Below are 12735 nucleotides of genomic sequence, written 5' to 3' on the forward strand. Positions count from 1 at the left end.
ATCAATCATGAACGAAAAACAAGTTTCCCGACGATTTGTCCTCAAGGCCGGGGCGGTCAGTTCGCTGGCGGCAATCGGTATGCCAACCTTTGTTCCGGCGCGTGCGTTCGGTGCGAACGACCGGGTGCGCGTGGGCGTCATTGGCATCAACGGCCGCGGCAAAGACCATATTCAGGGTTTTTCTCGCCTGAAAGATGTGGAAGTCGCCACGCTCTGCGATGTTGATAGCAACGTACTTCAGGCCGGAGCCGATGCATTTGAAAAGAAGTACAACAAAAAAGTAAAAACCCAGGCCGACCTTCGGCAGGTCTACGACGACAAGGACATTGATGTGGTAAGTATTGCCACCCCCAACCACTGGCATGCGCTGGCGGCCATCTGGGCCTGTCAGGCGGGTAAAGATGTGTACGTGGAGAAACCCGGTGCACACAACCTTCGCGAAGGACGCAAGCTGGTCGAAGCGGCACACCACTACAAGCGAATTGTGCAGCATGGTGTACAACTGCGGAGTTCCGTAGCCATTCAGGAAGCCATCAAACACCTGCGCGACGGGCTGATCGGCAATGTGTATATGGCCCGGGGGCTGGTGTACAAATGGCGTCCGGATATTGGCAATCAGGGCACCTCGCCCGCTCCCGCAGAGCTAAACTGGAACATGTGGCAAGGCCCGGCCCAGGTAAAAGAGTTCAGCAAAAACTACGTTCACTATAACTGGCACTGGTTCTGGGATTACGGCAATGGCGACATTGGTAACCAGGGCATTCACGAAACGGACCTGTGCATGTGGGGGCTGGATGTAGGACTACCCGAAGAGATCACCTCGGCGGGTGGCAAATTCCTCTGGAAAGACTGCAAGGAAACGCCGGAAACACTCACCTCGGTGTACAAATATCCATCGTCGGGTAAGGTGATCCAGTTTGAGGTTCGCCCTTGGATGACTAACAAAGAAGACGGTGTCGAAATCGGCAATATCTTCTATGGCGATAAGGGCTATATGGTCATCAACGGCTATTCCGACTACAAGACGTTCCTGGGTAAAGAGCGGGCACCCGGTCCGGCCCGCAATGAAGGGGGTGATCATTACCTGAACTTCATCGAAGCCGTTCGGGCGCGGGACACCTCGAAGCAAAATGGCCCCGTCGAAACGGCGCACCTGGCTTCGGGCATTGCCCACCTCGGCAACATTGCTTACCGCCTGGGCCGTACCCTACATTTCGACCCAAAAACCGAAGTGTTTGTCGGGGACAAAGAAGCGAACCAGATGCTGACCCGCAAATACCGGGCACCATTTGTCGTACCGGAAAAAGTGTAACTGAAACTCGTAGCGCGGGCGGTAGCCTGCGCTACGAAGATAGGTACTGGCTAGAGGTTTCGAATGTACTTCTGTCCTCCCAGGTACCGCATTTGCCGGGCAATCTGCCGGGTTCGGCGCTGGATATAATTGGATGGGTGTTTGATGGAAAACAACCGCGGGTTAGGCAGTACGGCCGCAATCCGGGCGGCTTCATCGCGAGAGAGCGATACCGACGAATGCCCATAATACCGTTGCGATGCGGCTTCGACACCAAAGGTCATCGGTCCGGTTTCGGCTACGTTCAGGTAGACTTCCAGAATGCGTTTCTTTCCCCAGATCAGCTCAATCAACGCGGTGAAATACACTTCAAGGCCTTTACGAAGGTAACTGCGACCATTCCACAGAAACACATTCTTGGCTACCTGCTGCGAAATGGTACTGGCCCCGCGTGGCCGCTTGCGGGTTTGGTTTTCCTTGATCGCATCCTGAATCTCGTCGAAATCGAATCCCCAGTGCGTTGGGAAATTCTGATCTTCTGATGACACGACGGCCAAAGCGGCCTCTTTGCTGATTTTTTCGTAGGGCCGCCATTTTTTATATACATGGCTGCTCTCATCGGTGCCAAAGGTGTCAAACCAGCGTGTAACAATCAATGGCGTTACCCAAACCGGCACGTACTTCAACACAATTACATAGGCGAATGACCCAAAGAAAAGCACCAGAAACGTTTTCAGGATAAACCAGTAAACTCGCTCCAGCAACGGTCGTTCACGAATGAACCGCCGAACCTTTGCCAACCGCCCCGAACCTCGTTTACCTGCCGATGAAGCACGCCCGGCTGATACAGGACGCTGAGCAGGCGCAGTCCCCGCCTTCGGGCGCGGCCCTTGCTGGGGAGGTGTACGGAAAGTGTTGGCAGGACGTTGCGGATTCATACAAGTGAGGGCATACCGCGAAAATAATAGCAAGGCGGCTGTAATCCCGCACTTTGCGAAGAATTAACGTCAAATTTGACGAAAAAGCGGATTTATTCGTCCACGAATAAGGAAGCGGCCACCCGGTCGGCAAAAAGTTTACCGGCCGGAGTCAGCAACAGTTTATCATTTTGACGAACGAGCCAGCCGGTTTTGTACATGGCGTCCAGATCACGGGCTTGAATCGCCGAGAAATCGCCTGCCAGTAGGGTATCCAGTTCGGTTATAGAGCAACCCCACTGGGTTCTCAAACCAGTTAACAGGTATTCGTTTACCTGATCAGCAACGGTCAATTCCTCCCGTGTTGCGGGTAATTGCCCCTGTCCGATTGCGGCTATGTACCGGGCATTATTGGCTACATTGTACTGCCGCGAAGGGCCATTATAGGAATGAGCGCTCGGCCCGATGCCCAAGTAAGGCCGTCGTTGCCAGTAAGCGGTATTATGGAGGGCGTATTGCCCATCCCGCGCAAAGTTCGATATTTCGTAATGGGCGTAGCCCGCCGTTGTCAGGGCATTTGTTAACTCGTCAAATTGCTCGGCAGCAATGTCCTCATCGGCAGGCAGCAATTTTCCTTTTTTTTGCCAGCGTCCAAAAGCGGTATCGGGTTCAATAGTCAGAGCATAGGCAGACAGGTGGGGTACGTTGAGTGCCAGCATTTTTTGCAGATCAAGTTGCCATGCCTGCTTATTTCTGCCAGGAATGCCGTAGATCAGATCAACACTCATGTTGTCAAATCCCGCTTGCCGGGCCAGTTCAACGCAGACTTCCGCTTCCGTTGCGGTATGCGCACGATTCATCCAGCGAAGTGTGCTTTCATCGAACGTTTGAATGCCGATACTCAACCGGTTGACGTATTGGCGAAGCATCTGAAGCTTCTCCAGTGTAAGATCGTCGGGGTTGGCTTCGAGGGTGATTTCGGCGGTTGGCAAAACCAAAAAATGAGCCTGAATAGCAGAAAAAATCTCCGTCAACTCCCTCTCTGTCAATAAGGAAGGGGTACCTCCACCAAAATAAATCGTTTCCAGCGGCTGGTTAGGCAGGTAGCTTTTTTGCAGGGCAATTTCCGTACAAAGCGCATCGACCAGCGCTGACTTCAGTCCCAGACTCGTACTAAAATGAAAGTCGCAATAATGACAGGCCTGCTTACAGAACGGTATGTGGAGATAGAGATGCATCTGCCCTTATGACAACAAAGCAGGGCCTTGGGTTCCGTTTATAGACGCTTCTCCAGAACAATGGTGAGCCCGTGTTTGCCCTGTAGCGTACCCGTAATATCGAAGCCGTGCCGAAGATTAAGGATTAGCATCCCCCGCCACTGGTTGTACGTTTGGGTGCGGATGGTCTGGTATCCTTGTTGCTGGCACCAGGCATGCTGCCGACGCATGAGTTCAGTGGCGATGCCATGACTTCGGAAATCGGGATGAACACCCCCTAGCCAGCTGTAATAATGACCAGGCTTGCGTTCGTAACCCAGTTTGCATCCAACAACTTGCCCATGGCTAAGGGCCAGCATGGTTTGCAGACCGGTTCGGGAATGTTGGTAAGTTAATTCTGCCTGTATTTCAGCAACCGATTGGTTGGAAAATATTCCAGCGAGCAACACGAGTAGTGATGCCAGGCAGGGTTCCGTCGGTAAGTCCTGGTAATGTACATAACTCAGTTCCATCCAACGAAGATGGCGAAAAAGGGCTGCCAGAACAAAAAGCAGTCCTGATCAATCCGGGCATTTCTTGCAGCGTTTTCCCTTTTTATATTTCTTACAGCACTTCTTCAGGACACACTCCTGACTCAGAAACGGATTGGCCTGAATGAGCGTCTTCGCGTTGGCAGACAATTCAGGATAATCAGATAAATTTAATTCGGCAGTCATTCGTACACGTTGATTTACACAACAAAAGTACGCTTGTTTAGATTTATTACAAATTAAAATAGTGAATAAAAATTGAATCAGGCAGGAACGCAGATCGACCGAATAGTACGGATAGCGGTAACAAAATCAGCTCTACCCTATCACATTCGTTCGATCCGCGTTCCCATCCGATCTTACAAATGAATTTCGCCCGTGAGGTACAACTGAACCTGCCCTGCAATATCGACTCGGGCTGGTGTTTCGCCGTTGTCATTTAGCTTGCAGCGCAGATAACCACCCCGTTTAGAAAGCTGTCGGGCGGTGAGTTCAGTTTTTCCGAGCCTTTCGGCCCAGTAAGGTACCAGCGTTGTATGAGCTGAACCGGTTACCGGATCTTCATCGATACCGGATTGCGGGCCAAAGAAACGCGACACAAAATCAACGGCATCGCCCTCCGTATTTCCCGGTGCCGTCACAATGACACCCCGGGCGGGTACGCTGCTCATCTCCCGAAAATCAGGGTCCAGCGCTTCAATTTGGGCCTGTGTTTCATAAACAAGCATGTAATCGGTTTTGCCTTTAAAGATGGCTATCGGCTTCTCGCCCATACTCGTAATTAGAGCGGGGGGCTGCACATTGGCTTTCTGCACGACATCAGCCGGAAAGTCCAAGGTTAACCAGGCATTTTCGCCCCGACAAACTTTCAACTGACCGCTCCGTGAATTAAAATAGATCTGATCCGTTTCAAGCCCTTTATTTTCCAGAAAAAACACAACATAGCCGGTAGCCAGCGTCGCATGACCACATAGGTCTACTTCTACAGTAGGCGTAAACCACCGAATATGATAGGTATCGGGCTGATCTGCTTTGACATAGAAAGCCGTTTCGGCGAGGTTATTTTCGGCGGCAATCTGCTGCATTTGTTCATCGGACAGCCATTCACTGAGCGGAACGACAGCCGCCGGATTACCCGCAAACAGCTTGTCGGTAAAGGCATCCAGTTGATAAATTTTCATACAATTTATAGGGTGCACAAAGCACGGTTTAGGAAACTGGGAAAGCTTATTCGTTTACCAGAAATTTCTCGAACAGACTGGTCGAAAACGCCGTCAGGGAAGGTATGATCTGATCGGCGATGGCAAACTTCGGGTCATTGTATTCAAATTCAGCAGGGACCGCTACGGTACGCATACCGGCCGCATAGGCTGACTTCAGGCCGTTTCCGGAATCTTCAAACGTAATGCAAGTGGCAGGTAACACATTCAACTTCCGGGCAGTGCCCAAGTATACGTCGGGAGCCGGTTTGTTGCGCGCTTCCAGGGTGGCCGAGTGCCATAACGTTAATAAATGGCGAATCCCTAACCGATTGACCACAACTTCAATCAGGCTCATAGGCGATGCAGATGCAATGGCAGTTGGAATGCCCCGATCAGCAAAGAATTGTAATGCCCCGATGGCACCGGGCATGGGCTCGGCCAGCGTGGCAATTCGTTCATGAACACCATCGGTAATGGCGTCGGCAAGGTCCTGGTGCGTCCGTCCGGCTGCGACCTCTTTGGTCCATGGGGCACGGGCAAACCAGTAATCTATAACGTCCGGAATGGGCAGACCCGTCGTTTGTTTGCATTCTTCGTCGGTCAGATATAAGCCAACTGTGGCAAAAACGACTCGTTCCATAGCACGCCAGTGGGGTTCAGAATCCACCAGCAGCCCATCCATATCAAATATCGCTGCGTTTATCAAAATTCGTACTGTCTTATCTAAGGTTTACTCTTACGTAATCAACGGGCACGTTCAGTTTGTTTAAAACGGACCGAATCATTGACTTCCAGCGTATCGTCGTCAACTACGGTCGTGTCAATGGGGACAGTTGTTGCCTTTGTGTCTGTCTTATGCCCACAGGCTATCAGCCCACCCAACACCATGAGGAGGGCAATACCGGCAAAAAAGCGGCATCGTAATGCGGAAGCGCTTATTTTTATAGAAGGCAAAACCGGCTTCGGGTCACACATCTGCCTGGCGGAAAGGCTTTACATCCACTTTCTCCCAAACATCCTGTACGATATAGGGATCTGTTTTGAGGTATTCCTGAAGTTGCTCCTCAGAATCTAAATCCAGAACGAGCATCGACCCGATCATGGTTTCTTCGGGACTAAGGAGCGCCCCGCCCAGTATAAACTGGCCTTTTTCTTTTAATTGGCGGACATAGGCAAAATGGTCAGGGCGGGCGGTCATCCGGCGGGCGAGGGCTTCGGAATCGGTATGGTCGTAAGCGTGTATAACGTACTTCATTGACTGGATTACGGGTTCATTAAGCAAGATACCATCTTTCAGAGTCCAGCCAATACTAACTTACCGGATTTTGAGCAAAATAAACGATGGTTTGGTCGTAGAAAGGCCGGGAATCATCCAGCAGCAGTTGTGCTTCTGCTTCGCTTAGAAAGGTCTCCATATTATAATCGGCAGACTGCCTGGCAGCCAAACTGCTTCCTGCGATCTTACTCGCCTGAACATCAAATCGGCCTGTTTTGACGAAAAACTCGCTGGATTTTGCCCTGGCAGCCTGATATTTTTTCGTTGTTATCCCTTCGGTAGCCAACAAGGCACATATGCAATAAACTTATAGCGTAATAAGCCCGGTTAACGATGGGTTCGATGGACGGATTAATACGCGTTTTCATAACGAAAAGTAAGTCTTTCGACGTTTTCTTCCTAATTTCCGGCTTTTGCACATCCTCTCACCTCGTTCGTCAATGCACCGTCTCTTTACTTTGCTCGCGCTGTTGGTCAGTGCACCTATTTTTGCGCAGTCTACCCCGCCGAAACCGACAACACTAACCGTCGAAACCATCATGCAGGACCCGAAAATCTGGATCGGGACCGCCCCTTCCAACCCTTTTTGGTCCGACGACTCGCAAACCCTTTATTTTAACTGGAATCCGGATCGCGCACTGGGGGACTCGCTCTATAAAGTGACCTTCACCAGTTCAGCTCCCCGGTCTGGCCGTGCCAAATTACTGACGGCCTCACAGCCGGTGAAAGTAAGCCCAACGGAACGCCGGGCACTGCCCGCGCCCCCTACGTCAGCCTTTAACCTTGCCTACACCCAACGAGTATTTGACCGACAGGGAGACCTTTTTTTACTTGACCTGAAATCCGGTTCGGTACGTCAACTGACGAATACCGCCGAAGTCGAAATAGACCCCGTATTCTCGGGCGATCAGAAACAGGTGATATTCCGGCGAAGCGGTTCCAACCTATTCAGTATCGACCTGAAAACCGGAGAACTAACCCAACTCACCGACTTTAAAACAGGCTCAAAAAAGGCAGAAGCGAAACTTACGGATGAAGAAAAATTCCTCAAACAAGACCAGCTTCGCCTGTCGTCTGTATTGAAAGAACGCAAGGAAAAGAAAGACGAAGCCGAACGAATTAGCAAGGCCGACCAGCCCAAACGCCCCAAAGAGATCTATCTGGACGATAAAACCCTCGTCAATCCAACGCTCAGCCCCGACGGTCGTTTCATTACCTACCGACTCACCAAGCGGCCCATCAATGCCAAAACGGCACAGGTACCCAACTACATAACCGAATCCGGCTATACCGAAGAAATTGCGGCCCGTACGAAGGTGGGGGCGCCCGTTACCAGCCAGGAGTTTTTCGTATATGACATTGCCAAAGACACTGTCCGGACGGTTTCGGTGAAGGATATTCCGGGCATTTCGGATAAGCCCGCTTACCTGCAATCGGCAAAAACAGCCAAGGCAGATACCGCAAAAAAAGTACGCCCGGTGGTAATCAGCAGCCCTCTATGGTCGGAAGATGGTAAATTTTGCGTGGTCGTCGTTCGATCGCTCGACAACAAAGACCGCTGGATCATGCGGCTCCAGCCCGAAACGCTGAAGTTATCCCTGCTCGACCGCCAGCACGAAGATACGTGGATTGGCGGGCCGGGAATTGGTTCGCAGAACTCGCCGGGCAACATGGGCTTTCTGGGCGATAACCAAACGTTATGGTTTCAGTCGGAAGCCGATGGTTACTCGCACCTGTATACCGTCAATGTCCTCACGGCGGAGAAAAAGCAGCTGACTTCCGGCAAGTTCGAGGTGCAGCAGGTCCAATTGTCGAAAGATAAAAAGTACTTCTACTTGCAAACGAATGAAGTCCATCCCGGCGAGCAGCATTTATACCGAATGTCGGTAAATGGTGGTGAACGTACCCGCCTGACGAACATGACCGGAGCCAACGACGTAACGCTCTCGCCCGATGAAACCCGGATGGCAATCCGGTATTCTTCCAGTAATCAGCCCTGGGAGTTGTATGCGATGGAGATCAACCAACCCGCTACCGACTCTAAAACGGCCAAATCAGCTACCGCCGGTACAGCTGTCAAACTAACCAACTCCCTGACCGACGCTTTCAAAGCCTATCCCTGGCGGGAACCCTCGCTGGTTACCATCCCCGCTCGCGACGGTCAGCCGATTTACGCCCGCTTATACAAACCAACTACCTCTAACGGAAAGTCGGTGGTTTTTGTGCATGGTGCCGGGTATTTGCAGAACGCACACAAATGGTGGAGCCAGTATTTTCGGGAATACATGTTCCATAACCTGCTGGTCGACAAAGGCTACACCGTTCTCGACATCGACTACCGGGCCAGTGCGGGCTACGGTCGCGACTGGCGCACAGGTATTTATCGGTTTATGGGTGGTAAGGATCTGGAAGACCATGTCGACGCGGCCAAATGGCTGGTGCAAACGCAGGGCGTCGATGCCAAACGAATTGGTATTTATGGCGGCTCGTACGGCGGGTTTATTACGCTCATGGCTATGTTTACCACGCCTGATGTGTTCAAAGCCGGAGCCGCTCTTCGTCCCGTAACCGACTGGGCAGCCTATAATCATCCGTACACCGCCAACATCCTGAACGAACCCCAAACCGATTCACTGGCCTACCGACGCTCTTCGCCCATCAACTTTGCCGAGGGCTTGAAAGGCCATTTACTCATCTGTCATGGTATGGTCGATGTAAACGTTCATTTTCAGGATGCCGTCCGGCTGGCTCAGCGGCTTATTGAGTTGAAGAAGGAAAACTGGGAACTGGCCCCCTACCCCGTCGAAGACCACGGCTTTGTGGAACCCACCAGTTGGATGGATGAATACAAGCGGATTTTGAAACTGTTCGACGAGCGGCTGTGAGGAAGCTTAGTAATGGGTAATGGACAGTTAAATTTATTTTTAATAAATCATTGTCCATTATTTTATAATTATTCCACTACAACCCGCAGCACCGACTGGCGTTTATCTGCATTTACTTTCAGTAGGTAGTTACCACTCATGACACCCGTCAGTGGCCATTCGGCCTGTTTCTTCCCTGTAAACGCCGGCAGCTGACCCGTCATGACGATCCGGCCCGACGCATCCAGTAACTGGAGCGAAATGGACGATCGTTCGAGCTGTTCAACTTCCAGCCGTAACCCGTCTACGATAGGGTTTGGCAGTACCCGAACGGCCAGCGAGGTAAGCGGTTCGGGTAAGGCTGTCAGAATGAAATTTATCGAGTCGGATGGAGCTGATGAACAGCCATTTGCTGTTACAACCGCGTAATACTGTCCACTCTGGAAAGGCACTAACGTTGAACCGGTTGCATCGGGAACGGGCTTTGCCGGATTATTTCCCAACCGTATGTACCACTGTACGCCCGCCGACTGATCGGCTACCAGCGTACTGCTCCCAGTCATGGAAATGGTTGGTTTGGCGGGTATAGGAAACTGAGCTTTCAACGGCACAAAAAGGGTAGCCGATGAGCATCGGTTGCTGTCGACCACGCTCACGGTGTAGGTTCCCGCCACCAGGGCCGTTTGGGTAGCGATAAAGGGCCGGAGTGTATCCCGCCGTTCCGTTGCCCAGTAATACGTGAACGGTTTGGTACCGCCCACCACCTGAACGGTTGCTTCTCCGTCATTCCCCCCGGTACAGCTTACATCTTTCAGTCGACTAACAGAAAGTGTGAGCGCATTTCCGTTGGTCACAACGGCCGCAGTAGTGTCTGTGCAACCGGCTTCATCGACCACCCTGAGCCGGTACGTATTGGGGCGTAGACCTGTTAGGGTACTGGCCGACTGATACGGCTGGCCGATAAGTTGATACTGGCGGGCCGTACCAATACCGCCCGTCGTGCTCAGTCGAAAACCACCCGTTGCGCACACACAGCAAGTTGCGGGAATAGGCACCACCTGAATTTTAAGGGGCTCAGCTATGCCCACTGTCACAGAGGCAAGACTGGTACAACCATTCGCATCTACGCCAACAATTGTGTAGTCGCCAACCCCAATGCCCGCAAAAACAGGGTTGCTTTGGAGGGCACTTCCACTGCTGAGCTGATACCTTACCGCTCCGGTACCCCCCGTCGGGGTAATCCGGATAGCCCCGCTGTTCGGGCCCTGACAGTTCACGGGAACGGCCGTTAGGGTCAGCTGTAACGGAGCGGGCTGTCCGACCACGACCGATTGCCTGCCCTCACAACTAGACCCGTCCACTACTGTAACTTCGTACGAACTGGCAGCCAGTCCCGTAAACTGAGAGCCTGTCTGCAACGGCCCGGTCCCGATTCGGTACTGGTAATTTCCTGCCCCACCCGTGGCCGAAACCATCACAATGCCATCGGCAGAACCAGGGCAGCGGGTTGGCGTCGATGTCAGTTTTATCGTAAACGACCCCGGCGGACTAATCACCACATCCCGGAAGAGTACGCAGTTGTTCTTATCGGCAACAATAAGCGAGTAGGTTGTATCGGCCTTGAGGTTAATAAACGTACCACTCACCTGGGGCGCACTTCCGTTAAGCAAAAATCGGTAATCACCAACTCCACCCGATGCAAAAGCGATAATCCCCCCGTCGGACCGGCCTAAACAACTCGGCGGAACAGTGGTCGTTGTAGCAGACAAAGCGGGGGGTTGTTTAACCTCCACAGCTCCCTGTACCTGGCATCCCAGCGCATCTTTTACAGCAACGGTATAGGTGCCTGCTGCCAGACTTCCAAAGGTACTGTTTACCGACTGGAATGGCTGACCGTTAAACTGATATTGCAGTACACCCGTGCCACCACTGGCATTAATGGCTACCTGCCCATCTTTGCCGCCATTACAAAGGACTGATAACGAAGCTACCGGACTTATTCTGATTGGCGGGTACACCTGAACGGTGGCAGTAGCGGTCGTTGTCGTGGCTACCGGGCTGGTCTCCGTACAGGTGGCCGTGTACGAAGTCGTTTGAACAGGCGCTACAACAAGGCTACTTCCCGCCCCGGTAGTTGACCATTGAATAACCCCGCCCGTTGGGCAACCAGTTACGGTAAGTGTTGTACTCGCACCCGCGCAAACCGTTGCCGAACTCAACGATATACTTAGTACCGCTGGTGCCTGACCAGGTATTGGAGCGGTTGCCCATGCCGCCGATATGGTCAGTCCGATAAACAAGCCGAAGCCGATTAGGCAGGTTATTATCTGATAAAAAAAATATTGGCAACGTAACTGTAAACGATCATCCATAGAGTCCATTTTTAGCGAAACCAATATAGGTGTAGAACTTCAAATAGCCATTTCATAGAGATGGTCGGATGAAACTATTATTTTTATATAGATGGATATAAAAAGCCGCTCAGTATAAACCGAGCGGCTCCTAAACTCATTAGCCGGTTGCTTAGTAAAAAAGGCCCCAGTCGTCGGGGGCGTCGTTATCTTTATCGAACCCATTTACCCACTCAACAAATAGCAGCCGGAACTGCTCAATCTCATCGCGCAGTACGTTCAGGTAAGCCGTTTGAGCTAGTTTTTCGGCTTTGCAGTAAGACGTCTGGGCAAGAAGTTCACGAGCGTGCATTTTAATGATCACGGCATTTTCCATCCGTAACGTGTACAAGTCCCCCCCTTCTGCACCAACGATTTTTGGCGCCAGCATCATGGCATTCGCCAGCATCTGCTCATGCATCATCAATACGTCTTCTTCCTTATTGATGGTCTCAACAATGGCTTGCGTCAACTCCATCAATTCGTTAGCCTTCCGCAGGATAGGCAGATTCTTGATGCGCCGGTTCTCGGCTTCCATCTCGGCGCGAGTTTCTTCGGGGTCGTAGTCCTCATCGAAGCCATCCCAGTCCATGAAGCTATCGTCGTCGTCTTCGTCGTCAAAGTTCATTGCAAAATGGGCAGAGGGAATAAAAACCTTCTGGTTTTCAAAGTAACACAATCGTTTACCAAAATCAAACCGTTCCTGACCAAAACCTATCTGTTATCTACGATAATGATTAAATGACTGGCTTCTGAATAACTAGTTGATACTTTTCCTAAAAAGTAGTTTTCTAAATTATAACCGAATGACTATCAGAACGATACACATCCAAAGAAAATGTTTCTTAAGATATTCAGATAAGATACAGCTACTAGTCTGCCGAAATGTAATCCGGGCGTTTATGTATGCGTAGATGACATTTTAATGGTCTCGGACGCTAGCATTTTCGATAAATCGGACGGGTAAACCAAACAAAAACGTGGGCATCCTGTATATTTGTTGGGTTTATGTTCCGGAGTAACTACTCCTGTTTTCCCACTGTATAGA

At 51.3% G+C, this 12735-nt stretch carries 11 protein-coding genes; 2 read left to right on the forward strand and 9 right to left on the reverse strand.

What is annotated here, in order from left to right; genetic code table 11:
- Nucleotides 1-7: 7 nt before the first annotated feature.
- A complete protein-coding gene (locus ACYVJM_RS05560; protein WP_461147203.1) occupies nt 8-1312 on the forward strand; it encodes a Gfo/Idh/MocA family protein in 1305 nt (434 codons plus the stop codon).
- Between the two features lie 50 nt (nt 1313-1362).
- Here ACYVJM_RS05560 and mtgA read toward each other — a convergent pair whose 3' ends face one another.
- From mtgA to ACYVJM_RS05595, 7 genes are all read right to left on the reverse strand, one after another.
- The gene (gene mtgA / locus ACYVJM_RS05565) at nt 1363-2229 is read right to left on the reverse strand and encodes a monofunctional biosynthetic peptidoglycan transglycosylase (protein ID WP_461147204.1); all 867 of its coding nucleotides are present in this window, start codon (nt 2227-2229) and stop codon (nt 1363-1365) included.
- Nucleotides 2230-2321: 92 nt separating this feature from the next.
- Nucleotides 2322-3446 carry a radical SAM family heme chaperone HemW gene (hemW, locus tag ACYVJM_RS05570; protein WP_461147205.1) on the reverse strand — a complete coding sequence of 375 codons (1125 nt, stop codon included), beginning with the start codon at nt 3444-3446 and terminating at the stop codon, nt 2322-2324.
- Between the two features lie 38 nt (nt 3447-3484).
- Nucleotides 3485-3937, reverse strand: coding sequence for a GNAT family N-acetyltransferase (locus ACYVJM_RS05575; RefSeq protein WP_461147206.1), 453 nt, complete (start codon nt 3935-3937; stop codon nt 3485-3487).
- Nucleotides 3938-3985: 48 nt separating this feature from the next.
- On the reverse strand, nt 3986-4141 hold the full coding sequence (locus ACYVJM_RS05580) for a hypothetical protein (protein WP_461147207.1): 156 nt from the start codon (nt 4139-4141) through the stop codon (nt 3986-3988).
- 173 nt (nt 4142-4314) lie between these two features.
- Nucleotides 4315-5136 carry a PhzF family phenazine biosynthesis protein gene (locus ACYVJM_RS05585; protein ID WP_461147208.1) on the reverse strand — a complete coding sequence of 274 codons (822 nt, stop codon included), beginning with the start codon at nt 5134-5136 and terminating at the stop codon, nt 4315-4317.
- A gap of 46 nt (nt 5137-5182) precedes the next feature.
- Complete coding sequence (gene hxpB, locus ACYVJM_RS05590) at nt 5183-5863, reverse strand: hexitol phosphatase HxpB (protein ID WP_461147209.1); 681 nt, start codon at nt 5861-5863, stop codon at nt 5183-5185.
- 261 nt (nt 5864-6124) lie between these two features.
- Complete coding sequence (locus ACYVJM_RS05595) at nt 6125-6412, reverse strand: YciI family protein (protein ID WP_461147210.1); 288 nt, start codon at nt 6410-6412, stop codon at nt 6125-6127.
- Nucleotides 6413-6873: 461 nt separating this feature from the next.
- Between ACYVJM_RS05595 and ACYVJM_RS05600 the strand changes: the two genes are divergently transcribed.
- Complete coding sequence (locus tag ACYVJM_RS05600) at nt 6874-9318, forward strand: S9 family peptidase (protein ID WP_461147211.1); 2445 nt, start codon at nt 6874-6876, stop codon at nt 9316-9318.
- A gap of 68 nt (nt 9319-9386) precedes the next feature.
- On the opposite strand, the gene ACYVJM_RS05605 is transcribed toward ACYVJM_RS05600, so the two are convergent.
- Complete coding sequence (locus tag ACYVJM_RS05605; RefSeq protein ID WP_461147212.1) at nt 9387-11669, reverse strand: T9SS type A sorting domain-containing protein; 2283 nt, start codon at nt 11667-11669, stop codon at nt 9387-9389.
- Nucleotides 11670-11820: 151 nt separating this feature from the next.
- Nucleotides 11821-12315, reverse strand: coding sequence for a hypothetical protein (locus ACYVJM_RS05610; RefSeq protein ID WP_097124765.1), 495 nt, complete (start codon nt 12313-12315; stop codon nt 11821-11823).
- Nucleotides 12316-12735: the final 420 nt, after the last annotated feature.

The organism is Spirosoma pulveris (assembly GCF_054781875.1).

Excerpts from the sequence above, each read along its gene's own strand:
- ACYVJM_RS05610 (WP_097124765.1), bottom strand. The coding sequence starts at position 12,315 with ATGAACTTTGACGACGAAGACGACGACGATAGCTTCATGGACTGGGAT.
- ACYVJM_RS05575 (WP_461147206.1), bottom strand. The coding sequence starts at position 3,937 with ATGGAACTGAGTTATGTACATTACCAGGACTTACCGACGGAACCCTGC.
- mtgA (WP_461147204.1), bottom strand. The coding sequence starts at position 2,229 with ATGAATCCGCAACGTCCTGCCAACACTTTCCGTACACCTCCCCAGCAA.
- ACYVJM_RS05580 (WP_461147207.1), bottom strand. The coding sequence starts at position 4,141 with ATGACTGCCGAATTAAATTTATCTGATTATCCTGAATTGTCTGCCAAC.
- ACYVJM_RS05595 (WP_461147210.1), bottom strand. The coding sequence starts at position 6,412 with ATGAAGTACGTTATACACGCTTACGACCATACCGATTCCGAAGCCCTC.
- ACYVJM_RS05560 (WP_461147203.1), top strand. The coding sequence starts at position 8 with ATGAACGAAAAACAAGTTTCCCGACGATTTGTCCTCAAGGCCGGGGCG.
- hemW (WP_461147205.1), bottom strand. The coding sequence starts at position 3,446 with ATGCATCTCTATCTCCACATACCGTTCTGTAAGCAGGCCTGTCATTAT.
- ACYVJM_RS05605 (WP_461147212.1), bottom strand. The coding sequence starts at position 11,669 with ATGGATGATCGTTTACAGTTACGTTGCCAATATTTTTTTTATCAGATA.
- ACYVJM_RS05585 (WP_461147208.1), bottom strand. The coding sequence starts at position 5,136 with ATGAAAATTTATCAACTGGATGCCTTTACCGACAAGCTGTTTGCGGGT.
- ACYVJM_RS05600 (WP_461147211.1), top strand. The coding sequence starts at position 6,874 with ATGCACCGTCTCTTTACTTTGCTCGCGCTGTTGGTCAGTGCACCTATT.